Source organism: Gemmata sp. SH-PL17 (assembly GCF_001610855.1).
In the GTDB taxonomy this organism is placed as follows: domain Bacteria; phylum Planctomycetota; class Planctomycetia; order Gemmatales; family Gemmataceae; genus Gemmata; species Gemmata massiliana.
Genome location: NZ_CP011271.1, coordinates 1,574,690 through 1,595,332, shown reverse-complemented (window position 1 = coordinate 1,595,332; position 20,643 = coordinate 1,574,690). Strand labels below are relative to the sequence as shown.

General features: G+C 62.8%; 26 protein-coding genes. 3 read left to right on the top strand and 23 right to left on the bottom strand.

The features are described from left to right. The first annotated feature begins 182 nt into the window (after positions 1 to 182). Together VT84_RS06610 and VT84_RS06605 are read left to right on the top strand one after the other, a co-directional pair. Complete coding sequence (locus VT84_RS06610; RefSeq protein ID WP_082838962.1) at positions 183 to 656, top strand: hypothetical protein; 474 nt, start codon at positions 183 to 185, stop codon at positions 654 to 656. Between the two features lie 112 nt (positions 657 to 768). Continuing rightward, entirely contained in the window at positions 769 to 1,788 is a 1,020-nt protein-coding gene (locus VT84_RS06605) for a tyrosine-type recombinase/integrase (RefSeq protein ID WP_082838961.1), read from the top strand. A 7-nt stretch (positions 1,789 to 1,795) separates the two neighbouring features. On the opposite strand, the gene VT84_RS42130 is transcribed toward VT84_RS06605, so the two are convergent. From VT84_RS42130 to VT84_RS06535, 15 genes are all read right to left on the bottom strand, one after another. Then, complete coding sequence (locus VT84_RS42130) at positions 1,796 to 2,029, bottom strand: helix-turn-helix domain-containing protein (protein ID WP_082838960.1); 234 nt, start codon at positions 2,027 to 2,029, stop codon at positions 1,796 to 1,798. 168 nt (positions 2,030 to 2,197) lie between these two features. Further along, positions 2,198 to 2,455 carry a hypothetical protein gene (locus VT84_RS06595; RefSeq protein ID WP_082838959.1) on the bottom strand — a complete coding sequence of 86 codons (258 nt, stop codon included), beginning with the start codon at positions 2,453 to 2,455 and terminating at the stop codon, positions 2,198 to 2,200. Between the two features lie 146 nt (positions 2,456 to 2,601). Continuing rightward, the gene (locus VT84_RS06590) at positions 2,602 to 2,766 is read right to left on the bottom strand and encodes a YkvA family protein (protein ID WP_082838958.1); all 165 of its coding nucleotides are present in this window, start codon (positions 2,764 to 2,766) and stop codon (positions 2,602 to 2,604) included. A gap of 46 nt (positions 2,767 to 2,812) precedes the next feature. Then, positions 2,813 to 3,205, bottom strand: a complete 393-nt coding sequence (locus tag VT84_RS06585) for a hypothetical protein (protein ID WP_082838957.1) — start codon at positions 3,203 to 3,205, stop codon at positions 2,813 to 2,815. Between the two features lie 16 nt (positions 3,206 to 3,221). After that, entirely contained in the window at positions 3,222 to 3,431 is a 210-nt protein-coding gene (locus tag VT84_RS06580; protein ID WP_082838956.1) for a hypothetical protein, read from the bottom strand. A gap of 48 nt (positions 3,432 to 3,479) precedes the next feature. Continuing rightward, positions 3,480 to 3,677 carry a hypothetical protein gene (locus VT84_RS06575; protein ID WP_082838955.1) on the bottom strand — a complete coding sequence of 66 codons (198 nt, stop codon included), beginning with the start codon at positions 3,675 to 3,677 and terminating at the stop codon, positions 3,480 to 3,482. Next, positions 3,667 to 3,855, bottom strand: a complete 189-nt coding sequence (locus tag VT84_RS06570; protein WP_082838954.1) for a hypothetical protein — start codon at positions 3,853 to 3,855, stop codon at positions 3,667 to 3,669. The genes VT84_RS06575 and VT84_RS06570 overlap by 11 nt, the downstream gene beginning before the upstream one ends. Positions 3,856 to 4,052: 197 nt before the next feature. Then, complete coding sequence (locus VT84_RS38190) at positions 4,053 to 4,229, bottom strand: hypothetical protein (protein WP_157469254.1); 177 nt, start codon at positions 4,227 to 4,229, stop codon at positions 4,053 to 4,055. A 28-nt stretch (positions 4,230 to 4,257) separates the two neighbouring features. Continuing rightward, complete coding sequence (locus VT84_RS06565; protein ID WP_082838953.1) at positions 4,258 to 4,518, bottom strand: hypothetical protein; 261 nt, start codon at positions 4,516 to 4,518, stop codon at positions 4,258 to 4,260. A 15-nt stretch (positions 4,519 to 4,533) separates the two neighbouring features. After that, the gene (locus VT84_RS06560; RefSeq protein WP_082838952.1) at positions 4,534 to 6,402 is read right to left on the bottom strand and encodes a type IV secretory system conjugative DNA transfer family protein; all 1,869 of its coding nucleotides are present in this window, start codon (positions 6,400 to 6,402) and stop codon (positions 4,534 to 4,536) included. Further along, the gene (locus VT84_RS06555; RefSeq protein WP_162271622.1) at positions 6,395 to 7,213 is read right to left on the bottom strand and encodes a ParB/RepB/Spo0J family partition protein; all 819 of its coding nucleotides are present in this window, start codon (positions 7,211 to 7,213) and stop codon (positions 6,395 to 6,397) included. Before VT84_RS06555 ends, VT84_RS06560 begins: the two co-directional genes overlap by 8 nt. A 621-nt stretch (positions 7,214 to 7,834) precedes the next feature. After that, positions 7,835 to 8,944: a TauD/TfdA family dioxygenase gene (locus VT84_RS06550; protein ID WP_082838950.1), complete on the bottom strand. Its 1,110-nt coding sequence runs from the start codon at positions 8,942 to 8,944 to the stop codon at positions 7,835 to 7,837. Positions 8,945 to 9,152: 208 nt separating this feature from the next. After that, complete coding sequence (locus tag VT84_RS06545; protein ID WP_082838949.1) at positions 9,153 to 9,335, bottom strand: hypothetical protein; 183 nt, start codon at positions 9,333 to 9,335, stop codon at positions 9,153 to 9,155. Positions 9,336 to 9,352: 17 nt separating this feature from the next. Continuing rightward, positions 9,353 to 10,198 carry a hypothetical protein gene (locus VT84_RS06540; protein WP_157469253.1) on the bottom strand — a complete coding sequence of 282 codons (846 nt, stop codon included), beginning with the start codon at positions 10,196 to 10,198 and terminating at the stop codon, positions 9,353 to 9,355. 216 nt (positions 10,199 to 10,414) lie between these two features. Then, positions 10,415 to 11,020, bottom strand: coding sequence for an RNA polymerase sigma factor (locus VT84_RS06535; RefSeq protein ID WP_162271621.1), 606 nt, complete (start codon positions 11,018 to 11,020; stop codon positions 10,415 to 10,417). Between the two features lie 371 nt (positions 11,021 to 11,391). On the opposite strand from VT84_RS06535, the gene VT84_RS38185 reads away from it, so the two are divergent. Then, positions 11,392 to 12,473, top strand: a protein-coding gene (locus tag VT84_RS38185; protein WP_157470365.1) for an IS630 family transposase whose coding sequence is annotated in 2 segments (ribosomal slippage) — positions 11,392 to 11,767 and positions 11,767 to 12,473 — 1,083 coding nt in all. Because the reading frame shifts where the segments join, the coding sequence is not laid out codon by codon here. A 4-nt stretch (positions 12,474 to 12,477) separates the two neighbouring features. Here VT84_RS38185 and VT84_RS38180 read toward each other — a convergent pair. From VT84_RS38180 to mobF, 8 genes are all read right to left on the bottom strand, one after another. Then, positions 12,478 to 12,948, bottom strand: a complete 471-nt coding sequence (locus VT84_RS38180) for a hypothetical protein (RefSeq protein ID WP_157469251.1) — start codon at positions 12,946 to 12,948, stop codon at positions 12,478 to 12,480. 69 nt (positions 12,949 to 13,017) lie between these two features. Further along, positions 13,018 to 13,977 (bottom strand): tetratricopeptide repeat protein, encoded by a 960-nt coding sequence (locus VT84_RS06515; RefSeq protein WP_162271620.1) that lies wholly within the window; start codon positions 13,975 to 13,977, stop codon positions 13,018 to 13,020. A gap of 53 nt (positions 13,978 to 14,030) precedes the next feature. After that, complete coding sequence (locus VT84_RS06510; RefSeq protein ID WP_157469249.1) at positions 14,031 to 15,380, bottom strand: ATP-binding protein; 1,350 nt, start codon at positions 15,378 to 15,380, stop codon at positions 14,031 to 14,033. Positions 15,381 to 15,705: 325 nt separating this feature from the next. Further along, on the bottom strand, positions 15,706 to 16,236 hold the full coding sequence (locus tag VT84_RS06505; protein ID WP_082838942.1) for a hypothetical protein: 531 nt from the start codon (positions 16,234 to 16,236) through the stop codon (positions 15,706 to 15,708). Continuing rightward, positions 16,226 to 17,491 carry an AAA family ATPase gene (locus VT84_RS06500; protein ID WP_082838941.1) on the bottom strand — a complete coding sequence of 422 codons (1,266 nt, stop codon included), beginning with the start codon at positions 17,489 to 17,491 and terminating at the stop codon, positions 16,226 to 16,228. The genes VT84_RS06505 and VT84_RS06500 overlap by 11 nt, the downstream gene beginning before the upstream one ends. Beyond that, positions 17,392 to 17,958, bottom strand: a complete 567-nt coding sequence (locus VT84_RS42125; protein WP_410000365.1) for an IS630 family transposase — start codon at positions 17,956 to 17,958, stop codon at positions 17,392 to 17,394. Before VT84_RS42125 ends, VT84_RS06500 begins: the two co-directional genes overlap by 100 nt. Beyond that, a complete protein-coding gene (locus VT84_RS42120; protein ID WP_052552795.1) occupies positions 17,936 to 18,460 on the bottom strand; it encodes a helix-turn-helix domain-containing protein in 525 nt (174 codons plus the stop codon). The genes VT84_RS42125 and VT84_RS42120 overlap by 23 nt, the downstream gene beginning before the upstream one ends. A 61-nt stretch (positions 18,461 to 18,521) precedes the next feature. Next, positions 18,522 to 20,096, bottom strand: a complete 1,575-nt coding sequence (gene mobF / locus VT84_RS06490; RefSeq protein WP_082838940.1) for a MobF family relaxase — start codon at positions 20,094 to 20,096, stop codon at positions 18,522 to 18,524. Positions 20,097 to 20,643: the final 547 nt, after the last annotated feature.

Here is a 20,643-nt window from a genome sequence, read left to right as displayed (position 1 = left end):
ATCAACTCGGAAGTCGTTGAGGCCGGTCCATAATCTGATTTGGCTATGGCGTTGCGACTGTAGAGATTGCCATTCATGCGTCGGCGACTTCTTCAACGGCCACAACCGGCCTCGCCGAATGCGAGCCCCCTTGTCACACTGAATCACACGACACGGAAGATTGCAATCAGTGAGCGGGAACGATGCGGATACCAGAGTTCGGGTCGGTATACGGGGTGGACTTCTCCGGAGCGAAGCAGGCGGGGCGCACGATCTGGATCGCCCGGACCGAACCGCGTGCGCGGGGGAAATTCGCGCTTGTTACACTCGACCGACTCGATTCGCTCTGTGGGACCGCGGAGCGCGAGGTGTGTCTTGCGGAATTGGTCCGGATCGTGAACGCGAGCGATGCGGCCCTGTGGGGCTTCGATTGCCCGTTCGGGTTGCCGGTCGAGTTGTTTCCCGAAGGGGCGCCGTGGGTGGACCAGTTCGCGTTCCTGGCGCAATACGACGACGCTTACCAGTGCGGTCTGGAGTGCATTGCCCGCACGAAACGGCTCCCCGAAGGGCCGCTCCGCAGCGCGCTGCACTGCCGGCGCCAGTCCGACTTCGACGCCAAAGCGCCGTTCGACGGGTTCCACTACCGGAAGGTTAACCTCCATTACCGGATGCTGTAAATGGCGGAAAAATGACGGAATTTGCAACGTATTTTTCCGTTCGCACTTTTGAGATCGCACTTTTGCCAGTAAGATCCACTGTCGCCCGTCGGGAACACGGGAGGGTCTTGCAATGGCTCGTAAGCCCGGCATCTGGTTGCGGAAAGGAACTCCCTGGTACTACGTGACCCTTAAAGGTGATCAGATCCGCCTGTCGAAGGACGAAAAAGAAGCGCAGCGGATGTTTCACGAGTTGATGGCTAAGAAGGTGGCGGAGGCTCCCGATCCCGAACCCCCCGCCGCTCTGGGCGTTTCGTTCAAAAAGCTCGCCGACGAGTACCTGAAGGCCACGCAAGGGGACAAGGGGCAGCGGGCGTTTCAGCAGCAGACAAAGACGCTCCAGCTCTTTAGCAATCACGTGAAGAAACTCCGGGCCGACGAGGTCCGCCCACACATGGTTCGCGCGTGGCTGGCGACGAAACCGGAGTGGAACGTCTCGACGCAGTCGGGGCAACGCAAGACGATCAAGGCGGTGCTCAATTGGGCGGTGAAAGAGGGCTATCTCAATGAGAGCCCGCTAAAGAAGATGGCGGGTGGCGAGGCGCTTCGTCGCGACCGGGTTTTCACTGAAGAAGAGAAGAAGAAGATCTCGGAATTCGTTTCGCCGGACTTTGCCGACTTCCTGAAAGCGATCGAGCTTACCGGGGCACGGCCGTTCTCAGAGATGGCCCAGGTGACCGCGACCGATGTGGATCTCAACGCCGGAACCATCACACTTCAGAAGCACAAGAACCGGAAGAAAACCGGCAAGCCGCGGACGATTTTTCTCGTGCCGGAATTGCTCGCGATCCTTAAGAAGCGGGTCGAACAGCACCCCAACGGGCCACTGTTTCAGTCGCGCCGCGGGGCGAAATGGAACAGCGGCAGCTCGCGTAAGTGGTTCAGCGAGATCGAAAAGGAACTAGGCATCAAGGCACACGCGTACGTTTACAGGCACTCGTATATCACGGCCGCGCTGATCCGGGGGGTTCCGGTCGAGGTGGTCGCCGAACTCGTCGGCAACACGCCGTCGGTCTTGCACCGAAATTACGCGCACGTAGGAAAAGACAAAACCGCTCTCAAAGCCGCGGCCCTGAAAGCGGTGACGGGGTGATTGGCGGTTACTTCAGAAACGTCAGTTCATCTTCTCCTTGAGTAGCCTTCGGGGCCTCAATCCTGAACGCTGCCATCCAAGCGTCAACGTCTTCGGGGAGGAACAAGATTTTCCCCCGGCCGTTGACACCGGGACGGTAATGCACGACCAGCTTTCGGCGGCAGGCTTCGTACAACATGCTCTCGGAGACACACGCTCGGAGAGCGGCCTGGGCGATCGTTAGATACGCTGGGCTGTTCACGGGTGCCCTCTTGTTGCGTCAGGATGTCCGTGCTCGGGCTACGCGGTTCAACTCCCGACTGCGAGCGGTGTGCGAGTCGATTGCGGGTGAACCGCCGGTACCAGCCGGTGAGCCCGTTCTCACGGCACGGAGCTCTTAGTAACGAGTAACACGGGCACGTTCGCCTTCTCAGCGGCCTTCGCTGGCGCTATCAGTTTCGAGGTGTTTCCCCTCGACCACTTTCATCGCGGTGAGCATGCCGGCCAGTCCCAAAACAATTACGGCAATTGCCGGCCCGCGGTACTCAATTGTCAGGTGGAATAATTCTCGCATCACCCACCGCGCCCCGGTGTCGAACGCCGGGACCTCGAAGGCCAGCGCGATCCCACCGAATATGCTCGCGACCACCAGCACAGCCTTCGCGTACTCGTGTAAGAATTTCCTCATACGGCTCCTCCGGTTCGAGCGACACTGTTGAAGATCCCGTTCCGACTCGTCGGGCGTGGAGACACGGGACGCCTTCGGTTGCGGCGCGGTGTCCCTACGCCCGGTACATTCAGGCCGCGGGGCGTGGGCGACGCCCCGGATCCGTCTCACTTCGTCGGTTGCTCCTCCGGCTTCTTCGCCAGGTAATTAGCTAACAGCGCTAAGACCCCGATGTCGTCCAGCCACCCGATGATCGGGATCACGTCCGGGACCAGGTCCACCGGGCTGACCAGGTAGAACACCGCCCCGATGACCGCCACCGCCTTCTTCATGAGCTTCCTCCCGTTTGTGGGCGCCCCCGCGCCCGGCCACGAACCGTTACCACTCCCGTCCCGAATCGATCTCGTGCGTGCGCACCTCCTTTCGAGTCGAGTAATCGATCGCTGTGCCGGGCCGCTCGAGTTCCGGGATCGGGGCACTGAGCGTGGCGACCGGCAGGGCGAGCCCGAGGAACCGCACCTGCTCCCCGGTCGGTTCCACCACCCGGGCCGAAACCAGAGCCTCCAACAGGCCCTCGGACCGGTCGAAATCGTTCACCACGACCTGACCGGGTTTGAGATCCGCAAGCGGCGTGTTAAGGGTCGCCCACGCCGCGAACCCGCCGTGCTCCGCGTCGAGCAGGCACACCGCGGTCCCCCCGTTCGGGTGCCGGCTCCGGAACACGAGGCACTCGCGACCCCGGAACGTCACCCGGACCCGCTGCGTGTTCATCGGATGCCCCTCGGCTTCAAGTTCGGGAACCCGGGTGGAGCCCCCGGCGGCTACCCCGTACCGGGCGCACCTGGTACGCGTTCAACTGCTCGCACAACTCGTCCGCGATTCCGGCCAGGAGTTCTTCCTGCGGCGCGTCGGCCAGTTCGCTCACCCGGTCCAGGAGCGCCTGACGGGCGTGGTTCAACCAGGCCCGGAACGCACGGGGTTCGGTCACGATCGCCATCACGGCTGGATCCTCCTCGAAAAGCACCGCCCCACCGGGCGGCGCGGGTCAGTTGTGACTGGGTGCGGGAACGGCGCCCGGTGGTTGGAACTCACAGAACGCCAACAGGGTGGTCATGAGGACCTCGGTCACGCGGCGGACCAGTCGCTCGCGCGCGGCCCCGGTCGCGTGCGGGAACAGTTCCTGGACCAGGACGCACGCGCTCGGGAGGGCCACGTCCTCGGCGTGGCCCGGGTCAAATGTCACGGGCGCCCCCGTCCTGCGGCTTCGGCGCGGCCGCCAGCAGCGCCTTGAGCTTCTCGACGAGGCCCCGCGTGAGGCCGGAGTGTAGGGCCAGCAGCAGGCCCCCGCACGCGGTCAGCGCGAAGCAGAACGTGAGGCACCCCAACCCCATCAGGGCCTCGCCGACCAAACTCGCGGGCATGGATGATCTCCTCCTCGGGTGTGACGGCCGTCCGTGGCCGGTAACCGGGCCCCCCACCGGGGCACCGGGACAATGATTCATTCGTCGTTGTGACCGTGGGGCACCGGACCGCGTGTGCGCACCTCCTTTCCCGCGGCCGGGGCCGTTGAGTCGGTTCGGAGTCGGGCAACGTGCCCAACTCCGAACCGTCGGCGCCTTTAGCGCTTCTTGAAGAACCCTTCCAGGAGTTGCTGGGCGGCGCCCTTGCCGGCTTCCTGGGCGAGGGCCCCGCCGGCCCCGCTGCGGATCAGGAGCACGCCCGCCGCGAGCAGGCCCCCGCACCCCAGGAAGAACAGGAAGCACAACTGGTCAAAGAAGCTGCCAAACAGGGCCATGAGATCCTCCTTTTGAGTTGGGGCGAACTTACATCTCCATCCCGCCGCGTTCCTGCTGGTGCTCGGGCGGTTGGTGGTCCATCTGGGGGGCCTCTTGGGCCGGGCCGGGTTCGGGCGCGTGCGTGTGCTGACCAGCGCCGTACGGCACGAACCCGCTCCCGGTGAACAGCACGTTGGCGATCTCGGCCGCTCCTTGCACGCCCAGGCGGTTGAACTCCGCGCCGACCTCGGGGCCGATGTCCTTCACCCGCGCGGCCGCGGCCTCGAGTGCCTTGTTCAACCAGTCCATCGTTTTTGCCACGAGTTACCTGCCTTTCGGTGCGGAGGGCGGGGTGTGGAAGTCCCGACCCGCGGGGAAACCGGTACCGGTCGGGCTCGGGCCGGGGGCGGGCGCTCCGATATCTGACCGGGCGGGCCCCGACGCGGTGTCGAGGGCCGCGAGCGCGAACGCCGCGGCAATGAGGAGGAGGAGCAGGGCTTGGCACAGGTCGTTCAGGGCCTTCAGCAGTTGCCGTACGGGGCCGGGAGGGCGACCGAACCCGCGCTCCTCGTAGTAGCGCAGCAATCGTGTCAGGATCGGGGGCACGCCCGGGGCGAAGGTGATCGCCGTGCGCGGGTCCAGGTTCAGCACCTCGTCCGGTTTGAGCAGGCGCCGCCCGACCTGGGACCAGTTGTCGTTGTGCCCCGACGACGACCCGCTCGTCTGCTGGCCCGGGCCGCTCCCGCCGGACGAACTCGAGTACGAACGCCCAGTGCTGGAGCCCCCACTGGTGACCACGACCGTAGCCTCCCCGAGCCGGTTGCTCACGTACTCGGCGGTGGGCAGGTCGTTGACCCCGAAGAACACCTGGGCCGTGTTCGACAGGAGCGTCTGGCCCTGGTCCTCGGGCCAGCAATTCTTGAGCTGGCCCATGCTCTGATAGTAAAATTGACATCTGATTCCGTACCCGCGGTACTTGTCCACCGCGTCGGCCAGCGCGTTCATCCCGTGCCCCAGACTGGCGGCTTCGTCGAGCACGAAGTGGATTTTTCGACTTTCCTGAAGGCCGCCGTGTACGACCGCCCGCATAAGGGTCCCGATCCAGAGCCGCAACAGCCCCATGCACGCCCTCATGTGTTCCGGTGGGAGCACCAGGTACACGGTCATCTTGCCCCGGCGCAGTTCGGCCGGATCGAAGCTGGACGCGCGGGTGCTGGCCGCGATCGCCGGCGTGTCGAGGAACCGGAGGAACCGGTTCGTCGTGGTGAGCACGCTGGACAGTTCCTTGTCCTTGAACTGCGTCAACTGGTGCCCCATTCGGGCGAGGTACTCGTCATTCGACGCGCACAACAGTTGGACCGCCGTCTCCATCTTCTTCGGGTCGGTGAGGAGCCCGCGGACGGTCTGTAGGGAACGGTCGTCGGGGGGCGCGTAGTGCGCGACACAGGCGATCTGGGCCGCGATCCAAGTTTCGGCGCTGTCGGCCCAGTGGGGCTCTTTTTCCTGGCCCGTGCGGACCGCCAGGGCCTCCGCAACGGCGCGGATGTCGTCGAGCGCGTCCGACACCTGTTTGGCGATGGCGTCGAGCGGGTTTAGGGCGTCCGGTTGGTCGGTGACGATTCGAAATGGGTCGAGGACGACGGTCCGGTGGCCGAACACGCGGCGCCGGTGGGCGGCCGTGAGCCGCGCGTTCTCCCCCTTGAAATCGATGACCACGCACGTGTCGGGGCAGGTGAGCAGGAACGAAGCGATGCACGAAACGTTTTTGCCCGCCCCGGTCGGCGCGAACACCACGGAATGCACCGCATTGTTGAGCCGTACCAACTCCCCGTCGTTACGCCGGCGCCGGAATACCCGCAGGAACTGCTCGCAGGCCGGCCGTGCTGCCAGGCGCCGGTCGAACAGGGCGCGGAGCGCGGGCCCGAGCGGACGCACGGTCGTGGCGAGCCGCCCGAGGATGAGACCGCCTTTCGCGTCGAGCAGGCCCGCGTTCCGCACGTCGTCGAGGTCGGCCGTGCGGGCGGTCCCGTGGGCGGTCAGGTGCGGCCGACGGGCGTTCCGGGCCAGTCGCGCGCCCGCGAGCACGACCAACAGGACGACCGACCACGGGGCGGTGAGGGCCGCGAGCACCATTAGGCCGTAGAGGGCGGCCAGGACGCTCGCCACCAGAACCAGGCGGGTGAGCCTATACATGGTCGCCCTCCGCGCGGGCCTTGGACCGGTCGGCCATCATGCGCTGCCACGTCTTGACGTCGAACCGGGCTTCGGTCGCCCTGCGAGCCTCCTTGAGGGTTTCGGCGAGAATTTGGACCACGTTCTCCATCGTCAACTCGGCCCCCGAGATGCTCACGGCCGAACCGCTCGGAAGGGCCAGTTTCACCCGCGCGAGGCGCACCGCGGGTGCGGACGTGAGAACCGGTTTGCGGAGGTGGTCCTCGAACTCGGCGCGGGACGTGACGCGGGCGAGCCCGGCCAGTTCGATCTGCTTGGCGGGGTCCGGTTCCTGGGTGATCAGGTACGCCTTCGAGGCGTCGAGTTCGCCTTCGTTGACCAAGGACTGGACCTCCGGGGGCAACCCGAGCAGGGCCAGAGCGCGACTCACCTGGGCCTCGCTCACGCGGACCGATTCGGCCAACTGCCGGGCGGTCCACTGGTTCTCGTCGCGGATCGCGCGGAACAGGTTGGCCCGGTCGATCGGGGGCAGGTTCTGGCGGTGCTGGTCGATCGAGGCCTGAGTCAGGAGCAGTTCGGCGCGGGTCGGCTCTTTGCCCAAATCGAGGGCCAGCACCTCGGTGAGCCCGGCCAGTCGTGCCCCTTCGAGCCGGCACCCACCGTCGCAGATGACGAACCGGGCGCCGTCGGTGTACCCGATGACGGGCACCTTCTGCCCGTGGAGCCGCATGCTCTCTCCGAGCCGGCGGCAGTACTCGGGGTCGAGCTTGGAGCGCGGCTGCGACAAATACACACACAAGCTGACCAGCACGTTCTTCAGGAGCGCGGTCATGCACGGATCCTTTCTTGGGAAAATGGACTGCGGGGCCGGTTCGGGGAGGCGAACGGCGCTCACCATCAGCGGATCAATCGGGCGCGTGGAAGGATGGCCAATGGCGCGGCCGTCATGTTCGTCGCCCGCGCCACACAGTTGCACGCGGAAGCCGGTTCCGGCCCGCGAAAACGAGCGAATCGAGCCAAAAAACGTTTCGGGTTGGGACCACACTCGCGGGCGGTATTCGACACTAACTCTGCGTGCCGGAGGTCGGAAATTAGCGCGGTTCCGTTAGCGCGATTTTTTGAATTATCTTGCACCGTGTTGCGGCCGCCGTTTGTTGACAACTGGCGCCCGTATCCGGCCCAAGAAATACCGAGATCGGTCGTCACGATCTCCGACCCGCGCGGTTCGCCGTGCGCGCGTGCTCCCCGAACCAGGGCGCGATTTTCGTTCGGAGCACGCCCGCGACCGGGAACCGCGCGGATCCGGCGCAAGGGCGCGTATTTTTAAAGGCAAGCCGGTTCTCAACGGGTGCCAACTCAGCGGAGGCCGGAACTCCGGAGCGGGCACCCGTTGAGAACCGTGAACGGTCCGTGGGCACGGACCGCCCCCTATAAGAGCGGGCGGCGGGTCGGCTCACATCGGGGCCGGTTCCGGCGCGCGGCACGCCGCGACCATCTCGGCCGGCGTCATCGGGAACCGGTACCGGCACACGCGGTCCCCGCCGGACGGGAGCGCCCGCAGCGCGGACAGGTCGCGCTTCCCGTACATCCGGGCCAGGTACCGCGTGCCCCGCACCTCGCCCCGGGCGTGCAGGACGCGGGTGTTCGAGAGGACCAGAACCTTGCCGGGCGCGACGCACTCCCCGCGGACGACCGTGCCGTCGCGCAGAACCCGGCCGAGGGCGCCGAGCGCCGCGGTGACCTCGGGGTCGTCGCCCGCACTGAGCGTGTACTCGTTGAAGTTGAACACCGGCCGCCCGTCGGGGCCCTCGGCGATCACCGGCATCGGGTGCGACAGGACCGGTTCGCTACCGTCGAGGTGGAACGAGGCCGGGGTGGCGTACCGGAACAGCGGCTGGCGCAGAACCTGTTTGTACCGGCCCCCGTACTCCTGGAGCGCGGCCAGCACGTCGTCGATCAGGGCGAACGAGGTCACCACCGGCTCGGTCGACACCAACCCCATCAGCGCGAGGAAGTCCGGCCGGTAGTCCGGGGCGAACGGGAGGTTGTCGACGTGCCACCCGAGTTGGGCCGCGCCCTTGGACGACCGCGAGGCTTCGTGCCCGGGGACCGGGGACACCGGCATGACGAGGTCCAGGCCGGCCTCGGGCACCAGCGCCATCGGGAACCCGGCCCCCTGGACGATCCCGAGCAACGCGATCTCGTCGAACCCGAACGGCTTGGCCGGGTTGCGGCGGCCCCGGACCGGCATGTGGCGCCCCGGGTCGATGTCGACGGCCCCGGGGCCGAGGTCGAGTACGGCCGCGTCCGGCCCGCCCGGCCGACCGAACCGGGCGAAGAACTCCGTCACCGCGGGCGGCGCGGTGGCCTGGGCCACGATCGAGCCGAGCACGAACTCGTCGTTGATCGGGCGCGGGGCGCCCCGCACTTCGGTGAGCGCCTCCCGGGGCGCGAGGGCGTAGAGGTCGGTGGCGCCGGACGGGTAGCCGAACTTCCGGACGTTCTCCTGCCAGCGGGTCACCTCGGCCGGGGGGAGGGCGAGGGACCGGAACGTTTTGGTCACGGTTGAATTCCTCAAAACAGAGCGAACGAAGGCCCCACGGGACGGACCGTCCGTCCCGCGCGAACGAAACTTGATTGCAGGCAAAGGGCCGAAACGAAAGCGCGAGCGGGGAAACGAGAAGCGGTCGGGATTGGGCCGGGCGGTCCTGCGCCCGGATCCGCGAACCAACTGGTCAAACCGCGAGCAGAAACCGACACCTTGAGGGGTGTCAGGCCCGGGCGGGGGCGCTCAAGCCCCGCAGGACCCAGCAGTTCGCGGTGTGGTCCGCGTGCGCCCGGCAGTGGTCCAGGATCAACGGGTTGTCGCACCCGGCGTCCTGGAGCGCGTCGCCCAGGATCGGCATCCCGTCGAACGCGCGGCGGGCGCGGATCCCCTCGGCGATGATCCGCACGCAGCCCCCGTTCCACGTCAGCCAGTCGGGGGCGATTGGGGGCAGCGGTACGGCCCGCCCGGCCGCGTCCCGGGGCCGCGCTCCGCGGCGGCGAGGGCCGGGTTGCGGCCCACCTTGGCCGCGTCCACCTCCCGCCCGAGCACTTCCAGGAGTTGCCCGTGCTTCCCGGTCGCGGCCAGGAAGTGCAGGTACTCGAACACGCCGGGGCCGACCGCGCGCCGGGCCGGGGCGCCGGCGCGGGTCCGGCCGCGCAACTGCAGGTGCCCGAACGACACGTGCCCGGCGTAGTACCCGTCGGGGCGGAACGCGTGGGGCCACCACGCGGCCACGGGCATCCCGGCCAGGCGGCCCGCGCGGCGCCGCGGGTGAACCTCGGACAGTGCGTCGGCCGGGTCCGTTTGGCCCATTTGGGCCCCGATCCGCGTGGCCTCACGGGCGTAGAGCGGCCCGTACCCGTCCCACCCTTCCTCCAATGAGTTGTGAACTTCCATGACGAACTGCTTCACCATCTCGCCCAGGAGCCGGTCGGCAATGAGGCGCAGCACGCCCGGTGCGTCGGGGTCGTCCGTGCGGACCAGGCGCCGGTCGGTGCCGAACATCAGGCCCGGCGAGAACACGATGTTGGTCCGGGCCCCGTAGTCCGTGTTGACACGCGTTTCGCTGATCCGCCGGCTCGAGGTCGGCCCGATGCTGATCCGGGGCGCGGCCAAACGGTCCTCGAAATAACGCGCGTTGTTCTCGTTCCAGAGCGGGAACAGGTGATTGAACCGGTGCTGGAACGGCGCGGCCGCGTGGCGGCGGGAGAACTCCTCGCGCGAGATCCGCTCCGCTTCGTCCGGGTCTGTCGGTTTGCTTTCTGACACGGGCGTTGTCTCCCCGGATGATTCGTCGCCGGTCGCGGGGCCGGCTTCGGCGCCGGGCGCCGGAATAAATGAGGGCGGCGTGGCCTGTGGACCCGATTCGGGCCGCGGGTGTTCGCGGCGCGAACCCGTATCGAGCCGGGTTCTGCCCGCGAGCGGACCGCGGGCGGTATTCGACACTAACTCTGCGGGTCGGCGGCGGGAGTTAGCGCGATTCTGTTAGCGCGATTCCGGGAGAATTTCGGCCTGCCAGGGGGCCAACAAGGCGCGCAACCGTTCGGTGGTGCGGCGCACCAACCTCGTGACGCTCGGGGGGGAAATGCCGAGTTGGTGTGCCAATTCTTTCTGCGAGAGCCCCTCGATCCAGAGGGCCTGGACGACGGCCCGCATCCGCGCCGGGAGTCGCTCCAATGCGGCCCACAAGTGGTCGCGGAGGTCCGCCTCGCGTTCAGCAATGGACGCGTCATTTCGGGCGAGGCGGTTGAGCGCTTGCTTGACCAACTTGTCCCGGTTCCGGGTCACTCGGTCCGCCATCCGGTGGTGTCCCACGCGGACGTCGCGGACGATGGTGCTTAAGTGCTCGGGCCGCGGTTCGTGTGACGGGTTGTCGCACACGCGCTTCCACAGGCGGAGCATCACATCCTGTTGCACGTCGTCGCGATCGTCGACATGAATCAAATCGTCTTTTTGAATGATCTTCACCACGAGGGGCATGAGAGCAGCGATCCAAGCCGTGGGAACGGAGTTAACGGGTGTTTCTGTGGGTGTACTGGGTGATCTGTGCTGGGGCAGGCGACCCGGGGCCGGGCCGGGGTGGATGGTCATGGGACACCTCCGAAGTACGTGAGGGGGCGCGGACCAACGGCAGGGCCGCGATCTTCGTCCGGTTCGTAATGTTTGCCGTGGGAAGGCAGATCTACACCGCGCCATGTTGCGAGCGGTGCATGCCGTTTGATTTCTGAGGGAAATGTACCTTCGGTTTGCCAGGATGAATATTGTGCGCGTAGTGCGCGATCTGATCAGTGATGAGATGCGTGACTGTGCGCCTCGCGCACAATCAACTAGTGGGTTAACCGGTCTGGATTGACGGGCATCCTGTGATCGGCTCTCATGGTCGTCTAAGGAGGCCTGTCGTGGAACAAAACGCGAAGTTCGTGGTGCGCTTGGATGAAGCGGAGCGCGGGCGGTTGCAGGAGATGGTGGATCGGGGTGAAGGCTCTAAAACGATCCGCAACCGGGCACTGATTCTACTGAAGGCCGACGAGGGCGAGGGCGGTCCGGCGTGGACCGACGCGAAGATCGCCGAGGCCTTCGGGGTAGGCGTGCGGACGGCCGAGCGCACGCGCCGGTTGCTCGTGGTCGAAGGGTTCGAGGCGGTGCTCGCTCGGAAGCCCTCGATGAACCGTCAGTACCGCAAGCTCGACGGCGCGCAGGATGCCGAGTTGGTGAAGCTGGCGTGCTCGAAGCCCCCGGCGGGACGGGTACGATGGACCTTGCAGTTGCTGGCCGACCGACTGGTGGAACGGAACGTGGTGACGTCGATCGGGCGCGAGGCGGTGCGCACGACGCTCGAAAAAACGACCTCAAGCCGTGGCTCCGTGAGCACTGGGTATTACCCCCGGAAGCGGACGCCGAGTTCGTGTGCGCGATGGAAGATGTGCTCAACGTGTACCACCGCCCATACGACCCGAAACGCCCGCAGGTGTGCCTCGACGAGACGAGCAAGCAACTGATCCGGGAGACCCGAGCACCGATCCCGGTGGAACCGGGGCAACCGGAGCGCGTGGACTACGAGTACGAGCGGAACGGGACCGCGAACCTGTTCATGGTGTTCGAGCCGCTCGCGGGCCGGCGCCGGGTCAAGGTGACCGAGAGGCGCACCAAGGTCGACTTCGCGCACGTGATCCGCGAACGGGTGGACGAGCCGTACCCGACGGCGGAGAAGGTCGTGCTCGTGATGGACAACCTGAACACGCACCGCCTGTCGAGCCTGTACGAAGCGTTCACCCCGGAAGAGGCGAGGCGGTTGATCGGACGGTTGGAGGTCCACTACACCCCCAAGCACGGCGGTTGGCTCAATATGGCCGAGACGGAACTGTCGGTGCTGAATAATCAGTGCCTGGATCAGCGCATCGGCGAGAAGGACGAACTGCGAACCGAAGTGGCCGCATGGGAACAGCGCCGCAATACGACCACGTGCCGGGTCGAGTGGCCGTTCACCACCGCCGACGCGCGCGTCAAACTCAAACGCCTCTACCCGTCGATCCAGACCGGTTGACCCACTAGTCACGGGCTGGGTTCGCGGTTCGTGTGCCCTGGTGCCCACCTTGTTCTTCAACGTAGCGGATCAGGAGGCGTGCGGTCTCGGGACTATCTGCCAGTTTGAAATGCTGGTAAAGTGGCTCCAATTCCATCCGCGCGGCGGCGGCGCACTCGTGGCATTCTTTGTCGAGGATCTGGTTGGTGTGCGATTCAAAGGCGTGGTAAAAGGCGTACTCGGCCAGAACTCGTTCCTGTGAAATCATTTCCGCAAGTTGCACGAGTTGAGCGGGCCGCTCGTGATCTACTGGGAAAAACAGGTTGCTATAGCCGTCAGTTAAGTTTCCCGTTCCCGTATCGAACTGGTTTGGAAAGATAGTGCGGAGCCGTTTGACTGACAGTGCATCGCTCGGAAATTCGATCCCAGGAAAGTAAACTCGTCGAGGGTGACTTGCGGGATGAATTGGCTTGTATTCTTCAGGTAGCTGAGACATATTTTATCAGACATGAGTGAACTAGTCGCTTACTATTTCTGAAAAATTATTATATGTCAATAGTTGTTATTAGATATTTGTAATAGTGGGTCGCAAGCCTTGAAGTTTCAGGAAGCGGTTAACGTATATCCAAGCTTTTCGTGCTCGCGGGGTCCATCGGCCGTGGGCACGGCTACCGACCCAACCCTCAATGCGCAGGGCAGATTGTTGTTCCTCGCCTGACCAAGCCGAATCGCTAAAGGGTAAACAGTTAAAGTAGCTCTCCAAGTCGGCGAGGCAATTTTCCCGAATGTAACCAATACTTCTTGGTAACGGAATGTGCGCAAACTGTGGATTGGAATTTTTCAATTTGGATGCCAATTGTTTGTAACCAAGTGCAAGATCAGTTGATTCCAGGGCGTCACGATCCAGCATTCCTATGCACCAAAATACTTGTAATTTAACTAGCCACTCGGATAGCGGGTTGTTTATGTTATTCTTAAACCATGAATATATTTCCTCATCAGTAATTTCCTCGGTGCGATTCGCGCTGTTTTGAATAATTTCTTCGGCGGAGTCGGAAGGGGGGTGTTCCGGAAATATATTTGTTTCAATAGATATTTGATTGGCTGGGTGATTGCCTAGAGGCGAAACTTTCTGTAGTTGGGTAAGATTTTGTTGAATTAGAATGGCACGCGGATCTCCAATCGACTCATAAAACGCTAGTGACAGTTCCAGTAACGGGACGGCGGCTGAGAACTCGCCAAGTTCCACAATCGCCCACGCCTTGTTCCAGCGCGCGAATGCTTCTCCGTGGCGGTCTTCGATTTCTCGGGCGATAGCTAATTGCTGGTCATAAAAGGTAATGGCCTTCCTAACGTTACCCAAATCAGCCCATGCGTTTCCTAAATTCCCCAATGCGCGGCCTTCACCGCACCGGTTTCCGAGTTCTCTGGCAACAACGAGATACCGGTCATAGAAGGAAATGGCCTTTGTCGCGTCACCCGCATCGGCCCATGCGTTTCCTAAGTTCTCCAAGGCGTGTGCCACCCCTTGGCGGTCTCCATTTTCGAGGTAGGCGAGGAGTGAATCTTGATGCCAGTTTACAAACCATTGATCAAAGTGGTGCGAATTGTCATTATGTTTTTTTCGTACAGGCGGCCGCCAAATAAATTGGTCGTGCAGATGCCAAGATGACGGGACCGATTCGCCCAGGCTTGTCCGTGGTTGATGTTGGTGATCTCAGAGGCAATATTGTCAAGGTCCTGACGAATGTGGCTGTCGTTTTTGTTATGATGGAGGCTAATTTCAGATGCTTTATTACAATAAAAAATTGCAAATCGCCTCTTAGCCGCGGCGATACATCTTGCCGAATCAGCTTGTAAAGGGTGCCCTTCGACATATTCAAACACTTCGCGGGAAATTGGGCGCATCAGATCGTGAAGTGAGTAACGGTCTGTATTCGTGTCGTATTGCACGAGGCTGCGGTCGATCAGTGCCGTAAGTTCTTCTTCAACAGTGCCTGAGGCCCGTGAGCTATCGGAAATCAGATCCCAAACTGCGGCGACGGCAAATTTATCGAAATCAGCTGGGAACACCGAGAGCATTTGCCACCGCTGGGCTAGTCTGGCGTTTTCGTGGACAAGTTCACGGGCACTCAGGGACAACACCGCTTTCACGTCGTCTGTGATTGTCTTGCCTTTCAGACGCTCTAATCGTGTGTTTTCCACTTCTAACGCTTCGATATACTGAGATGTTGACTGGCTTTTGCGGATTGTGAGATTGCTACCAGCTACTCTCAAAGCCAATGGTAGGTGGCCACATAATTTTGCGATTGCAGATAGATTTCTATTATTTACTTCACTTGAAGTAATCCTTGCGAGAAACTTAATTGAGTCGCTGCTTGGTAGTACGTCTAGCGAAATCGATAAGACGCTGCTCAACGCAAGGGCGTTGCGACTGGTGAGGATGAATCCAACTGTCGGTGCGGCCGCGAGGAGATCTTGGACCTGCTCTTCATTCTTAACGTTGTCGAATAGGATCAGTGCTCGCTTGCCGTAGAGGACGGTCCGGTATCGTGCACGCAGCTCGGGCTTTTTGTCGGGAAGTTTTTCGTCTGGATGGAACGCGTGAATGATGGAAGCCATCGCCTCGGAAGACGAGATAGGTACGTCCGACATGGCTTGCAAATTGAGTTCGATCAGTGCATCAGGGAACTGATCGGCAACCGCGTGAGCCACGCTCTGAGCGAGTGTGGTTTTTCCCACCCCACCCATACCCCACAATAAGAAGGTGCCAACCGTGCCGGCTTGAAATCGATCAACCATCTGGCGGATTTCGACGCCTCGCCCCGTGAAATCAGGGGCGGCCCGTCCCAGTGAGAACCGACGGTCGCCAAGTCCAAGGATGGGTGTATGTGCGATGTGTAGTTGATTTTGTCTCTCTTCGCTCATTGCCAACAGCCTTTCAAACACGTATTTGCGCTAAAGCTGTGATTGCCTTCCCAAGGCAATCTACTCTTCGAGTGCGATTTGATCAGTTCCTCCCAAGTTTCCTGATCGATTGTCAAGAAGCAAGCCCTAGGTGGATCGATATTCCAGAACTGATTTGCTCGAATCTCTTCCTGGGGAGGTACTGGTGCTCACCGTTCTTACTCTTAAGTGTTCGGCCGAGTTATGGAAGAGTTCTCGTTCATCGAGAGGCAACTGGCCTTTCTCTTGTCGCTCGATGGTAGGTCGCGTTCAGAACGCACCAACGCGTCGAGCATGTTTCCGTACGTTATTCAATAGAGCGAAGAAACACCGGGGCGATTGCTCCGAGCCATTCATGCTGAGTTTCATGGGACTCGAATTCGCCCACTTCAATACCGTCGATCGTTGGCTCGTTCCGTGGTGCTCGACGCAGTTCGTCCTCGTCCATTTCACGGACCCATAACACCCGGTGCCGCTGGATCCCGCGGTCGGTCAGGTTGACGGTCCCTTGGTTCACGAACGCGTCGAGATTGCTGCCCCGGATCAGCACCAAGTTTACCGTATCCCCCGCGAATTTGAGCAGGATGCCGACGGACGGGTTGTATTTGCACGGACCGAGCAGGCTGTACGGGTACCACTCGCGATTTCCGTTGCGGAACCGGAGTTCCAGCATCAGCGCCTTGTCGCGCGTTCCCCGGACAAAGCCAAAAGCGGGGCACGCTTCCTCGTCGCTTCCTTCTGGTTCGATTTCTTTGGGTATCGCTCGCGGGCGCTTGTCGGCGAGGTTTTCCAGCAGGGCGTGGGGATCGAACCCGCGCGTCCCGGTCTTATCGCTCATGTCGAGCCTCCCGCAGCGGTTCGGTTCGCTCTCGGTCCACTGTGTGCGGCGCATGAATCCGGTTGAACGTCAACTGTCGGCGCAGGTACGTGAGATGCCGGTTGAGGCGCTGCCGGAAGGGGTTCCACCGGTTCCGCCCGTGCACAAGGTCCACGGCCGAGAGCGGATCGTCGGGCTTCTGGGCAATTGCTACGAGTTCCTTTTTGCTGTCCGTGAACAGCATGACCTCGTCGCGGCCGCGAGTCGCAGCTACGTACAAGGAGCGCTGACTCATCGCGGGCAATGATTGGCTCGACAATCCGACGAACACCTTGTCCACCGTCTTGCCCTGCGACGCGTGGCTCGTTACCGCGTACCCGTGTGTCAGATGCACACCGTTGTTCGCTCCGACTACCCAACCATGATCGATCACGACATCGCCCTTCGGGGTGAATCCTCGAACCGTGTAGAGCGCACCATTGTCGAGTCTGTGTTTCCCGTCCCGGGTGCGGCAGTTGGACGTCACCCGTACGCGGTCGCCGATTGCGACCGCGATGGTAGCGGGGCGGAACACTTCAAACCGGTCGGTGTGGGTGGTCGGTACGTTTGCTCCTTCTGTGACGACGACGCGGGCACCGTTCGTAATTCCCGGGGCGTTCTGGTGGTAGAGGAGTAAGTCGCCCGTTTCGTAGTTCGACGCGTCGCGCTTTTGGGCATCGGTGAAATGTGCCGGGATCCAAGCTGCGAGCGGACGCTCCTCGCCCAGTTTGCCTTGGTCCTTGAGCGCGTTGCGAATACTCTGTGTGATCCGAGCCAACTCTGCATGGGTTGGTGCGACGATGAGCGCGGATTTGTTACCGCCGCCGCGCTTCTTCTCCTGCACTGCAGACAAGTACGCCTCGGCCAGCGCCTGGTACCGCTCGGCATCGGGCACCTCACGTATCCAGCCAAGTCGGTCGAGCATGGCGAGCCCTTCCGCCGTTTTGCCTTCTCTCAGCGCCTCGGCAATCTTGCGATAATCCCCTTTCTGGCGGACGATCTCAGTGACTTCGGCGACCGGTAGCCCGGCTTTTTCTTCCAAAAGCTTGAGCAACTGGCCACGGCTTACGCTCCGGTGCTGGCGGGAATCGCCGAGGACGACGACCCGTGCGTCCTGGTCTTTCGCGATGTTATGCTTTACGCGCCCAGGAGTGACACATTGTTCCAGGTCTGGAAGTTGTGGGCCAACAGAGTCGCCAGTTTCTCTCGATGTTTGGTCGGCAGATCCGCGAGGCACCCGTCGATGGCACTCTGGAACCTCTTGAAGTCCTGATGGTGCCGACTGTTGAGCACGTCCTTCTTCACGAACTTCCACAGGCGCTCGATCAAGTTCAGGTTCGGCGAGTACGACGGCAGGAACAGCAGCTCGATCCCCAACTGCTTGGCCGCGTCCTGCACCAACACGCACCGCTGATACCGGGCGTTGTCCAGCACCAACGTGACGGGCACCGAGCCCGCCCGGCGCGCGATCGTGTGAAGCAACGCGCACACCGACGTGGCGGTGATGTACGTCGTGTTGATCTCCGTCACCAGTTCGTGCGTGACCGCGTTCAGCGCGCCCAGCACGTTGTACCGCTGCCGACCACTTGCCGCGCGCACGTGCAACCGCACGAAGCACCACACCCAACCCAGGAACGACGCCAATACGAAGTGCGACGCATCCACGAAGTACACCGACCGCTTACCGCTCCGCGCCTCCGCCAACTTCGGTTCCAGGTCCGCCTTTTAAAAAGTCCGCCTGCGCTCGGGCGTGTTCCTCGATCGTCTTCTTGGGCGGGACCGGGATCGGTGCCACCTTCAAGCACTTCATCCCCAGGTCGTCCTTGAGGAATTTGCGCACCCGCGACACTTTTCGTCGGACGCCCGTCAGCTCCTCGATCCGCCGCGCCGCCTCGTGAGCCGTGTGAGGCGGGTGCTTGCGGAACTCCTGTTCGATCGTTGCCGCGTGTGGCGTCAGGGCACTGGGTTGTCCCTTCCACCCGAACGACCGAATCCCATCGAGGCCCTTCGCCGCGAAGATGTGCAAGGTCCGCTGAACCGTGGACCGGGACACGTTGGCGAGTTCGGCGATGCGCCCGTGCGACTCGTTCTTGCTCTTGAGCCACAGGATCTCCATGCGCTCCTGAACGCGCGGGTCCGGGTGCCCGTACCGATCGCGCACAATCGCTTCGACAACCGACTCGGGGAACGAGTACGTGGGACGCATGGAGCCTCTCCCGGTAACGGATTACGGTGAGCACCGATCTTCCGCTACAGCACCAGGCTCCTCAAGGATAAATTGTGTCACTCCAGGGTACGCTGAGAATAAATAAGGCCAGGGCGTCTTTTGCACCGAGTAAGCTGGCTTCGTCGAGCAAGATGACGCCCGACCGCGCCCGTTTCTGCATCGTCTGGTCCTTGAGAAACCGGGCTACCGTGTCTGCACCCGAGAAGCCCGCCTCTTCGCGCAGCACGCCGCGACTGGCGCCGGCCGACGGCGCGAGCGCCACGCACGGCTTGCCCAGGTCGGTCAGGGCGTCGCCGAGTTCTTGTTCTAGTATTGTTTTGCCAGTTCCGGCCGATCCGCGCACGAGAATAAGGCGGTCTCGCGAGCCGAGAATGTGGCGAACGGCAGCCTGCTGCCCGTCATTCAGCCAGGTCCGCTTTACGTCGCGTTTGGGATCCCCGAGTGGCCGAAACTTGCCCCGCCCCCGCCGCGCAAAATCGATGATCCGCTGTTCCTCCGCCAAAACCGACGCCGTAGTTGCAACGGCTCGCCCGTTCCGCCGGTCGCGAATCAGCGGCCGGTTGGCGAGTTCCGCCTGCACGCCCTCGACCGTGACACGCCCCAACCCGTATTTCAGGGCCTCGGTCGCGAGTTCGCGTTCCGCGGCGACGGACTTGCGCGCGAACACGTGGTCCAGCGCGTAGTCGACCGCACCCTGCTCGTCGCGCGCGGGACGAGAAATGGGTACAGTGCGGCTCTGCACACGTTTGAGAGGCTCGCGCTCAGACGGGCTCAACCGGTCAGCCCACTGTTTCTGGAGTTCCGCCCAGGTGAGCGTGTGATCTTTCTTCGCGCGTGTGGCCGCCCCGAGTTTGTCCTTGACCTTAGGGTTAGTGATGCCCAGTTCCGCGGCCTTGTCCTCGATCTCTTTTGTCCGGCGTGAGAAACGTTTGAGGGTTGCAGCCGAAAGACCCGCGAGCTCGAAATCGTCCCGCTTGCGCTCGATCACGTATCCTAGGTCTTGGAGTTTGTTCGCCAGCCGCGCCCGAAACGCGGCTTGGTGATACGGGGCGCTGGCTTTTAACTCGCGGAACTGGCCCGCCTTCCACTGCCGTTCTTCGTCATCCCAAGTCGAATTGAACACGAAACAGTGTGTGTGCAATTGGGGGTCGGGGACGCCGTCGACCGGACGCGATGTGTTGTGGACGAACTCGGCCCAGACCATGTTGCCCGTCGTCCGCTCCGTATCCTGCCCGCGCTTGCGGACCCGCGCTTTCATCTCGCGTTCGATGTCGCGCATAGTCTCGTCGACTGCCGCCCGAAACGCGATGGAGATGTCGGTGTTGCCGGAGAGCGCGTAGACGAGTGAGACGCTCTTGGGGACGCTGAACGTGAAGTCGTACCCGACCGTGCGATCGGTGCGGGTACGGGCCGTGAGTTGCTTCCCGGTGGCCGGGTCGAGGTTATCACACAGGTTGTCGAAGGCGTGTTGATCGACCGTTCCTTGCAATCCCAACCGGCGCGCACCGTCGCCGCCCCACAAGCCGACGGTTTCCAGTCCCTCGGTGTAGTAATCGGCGCGCGTGTAGTACGTCTTGGCGCCGTCGGCGCTGGTTTGTTGGGTGATCCGGAGCATGCGCCATCATAAGCACCCGAACTGGAGAGTAAATCATTTCGTGTGAGGCGAGGAAAATCTGTGACTTTCACAACCGGGACGGGCTGCCGCGGGCGGTGTGCCGATTCGCTTCACTTGGTCATTGGCCCGGAAATTCCGCGGCCCCCACACAAAGGGATCGAAGGACCGGGGATGCGAGGGTGGCCGGCTTTGGGCGCTTAGCCGAGTGAGATTTCACCGGGTGGACATTTTAAAATTTCGGCTCATGAGGCTGTCGGGGTGGGCAGGGACAGCCGAAGTAGGGTGCGGACCATGCCGGCCACGCCGACTTTGTTGTACGCTCACTGGAAGACGGCGACGTACTGATGGAGGTAGTGCTTGCTGATCCCACGGAACGGTCGGAGGTCCGGGCCGCCTAAGCGGTAATGAACAATTTCGGCGCTCGAACGGGTTTGCACAAGGCATGGGTTGAACTCGCGTCCATCGACCGCTTGCTCCAGAAGCCCCCAACGAACGCTTTGTTGGACTCGGGGGCGGTGCACTGTACAAGGAGCGAGTGCCCGAACCG

What these genes read in the sequence shown, in the direction of transcription:
- VT84_RS06610 (WP_082838962.1), top strand. Translation starts at nt 183, where the DNA reads ATGCGGATACCAGAGTTCGGGTCGGTATACGGGGTGGACTTCTCCGGA.
- VT84_RS06605 (WP_082838961.1), top strand. Translation starts at nt 769, where the DNA reads ATGGCTCGTAAGCCCGGCATCTGGTTGCGGAAAGGAACTCCCTGGTAC.
- VT84_RS06595 (WP_082838959.1), bottom strand. Translation starts at nt 2,455, where the DNA reads ATGAGGAAATTCTTACACGAGTACGCGAAGGCTGTGCTGGTGGTCGCG.
- VT84_RS06590 (WP_082838958.1), bottom strand. Translation starts at nt 2,766, where the DNA reads ATGAAGAAGGCGGTGGCGGTCATCGGGGCGGTGTTCTACCTGGTCAGC.
- VT84_RS06585 (WP_082838957.1), bottom strand. Translation starts at nt 3,205, where the DNA reads ATGAACACGCAGCGGGTCCGGGTGACGTTCCGGGGTCGCGAGTGCCTC.
- VT84_RS06580 (WP_082838956.1), bottom strand. Translation starts at nt 3,431, where the DNA reads ATGGCGATCGTGACCGAACCCCGTGCGTTCCGGGCCTGGTTGAACCAC.
- VT84_RS06570 (WP_082838954.1), bottom strand. Translation starts at nt 3,855, where the DNA reads ATGCCCGCGAGTTTGGTCGGCGAGGCCCTGATGGGGTTGGGGTGCCTC.
- VT84_RS38190 (WP_157469254.1), bottom strand. Translation starts at nt 4,229, where the DNA reads ATGGCCCTGTTTGGCAGCTTCTTTGACCAGTTGTGCTTCCTGTTCTTC.
- VT84_RS06565 (WP_082838953.1), bottom strand. Translation starts at nt 4,518, where the DNA reads ATGGACTGGTTGAACAAGGCACTCGAGGCCGCGGCCGCGCGGGTGAAG.
- VT84_RS06560 (WP_082838952.1), bottom strand. Translation starts at nt 6,402, where the DNA reads ATGTATAGGCTCACCCGCCTGGTTCTGGTGGCGAGCGTCCTGGCCGCC.
- VT84_RS06555 (WP_162271622.1), bottom strand. Translation starts at nt 7,213, where the DNA reads ATGACCGCGCTCCTGAAGAACGTGCTGGTCAGCTTGTGTGTGTATTTG.
- VT84_RS06535 (WP_162271621.1), bottom strand. Translation starts at nt 11,020, where the DNA reads ATGACCATCCACCCCGGCCCGGCCCCGGGTCGCCTGCCCCAGCACAGA.
- VT84_RS38180 (WP_157469251.1), bottom strand. Translation starts at nt 12,948, where the DNA reads ATGTCTCAGCTACCTGAAGAATACAAGCCAATTCATCCCGCAAGTCAC.
- VT84_RS06510 (WP_157469249.1), bottom strand. Translation starts at nt 15,380, where the DNA reads ATGAGCGAAGAGAGACAAAATCAACTACACATCGCACATACACCCATC.
- VT84_RS06505 (WP_082838942.1), bottom strand. Translation starts at nt 16,236, where the DNA reads ATGAGCGATAAGACCGGGACGCGCGGGTTCGATCCCCACGCCCTGCTG.
- VT84_RS42120 (WP_052552795.1), bottom strand. Translation starts at nt 18,460, where the DNA reads ATGCGTCCCACGTACTCGTTCCCCGAGTCGGTTGTCGAAGCGATTGTG.
- mobF (WP_082838940.1), bottom strand. Translation starts at nt 20,096, where the DNA reads ATGCTCCGGATCACCCAACAAACCAGCGCCGACGGCGCCAAGACGTAC.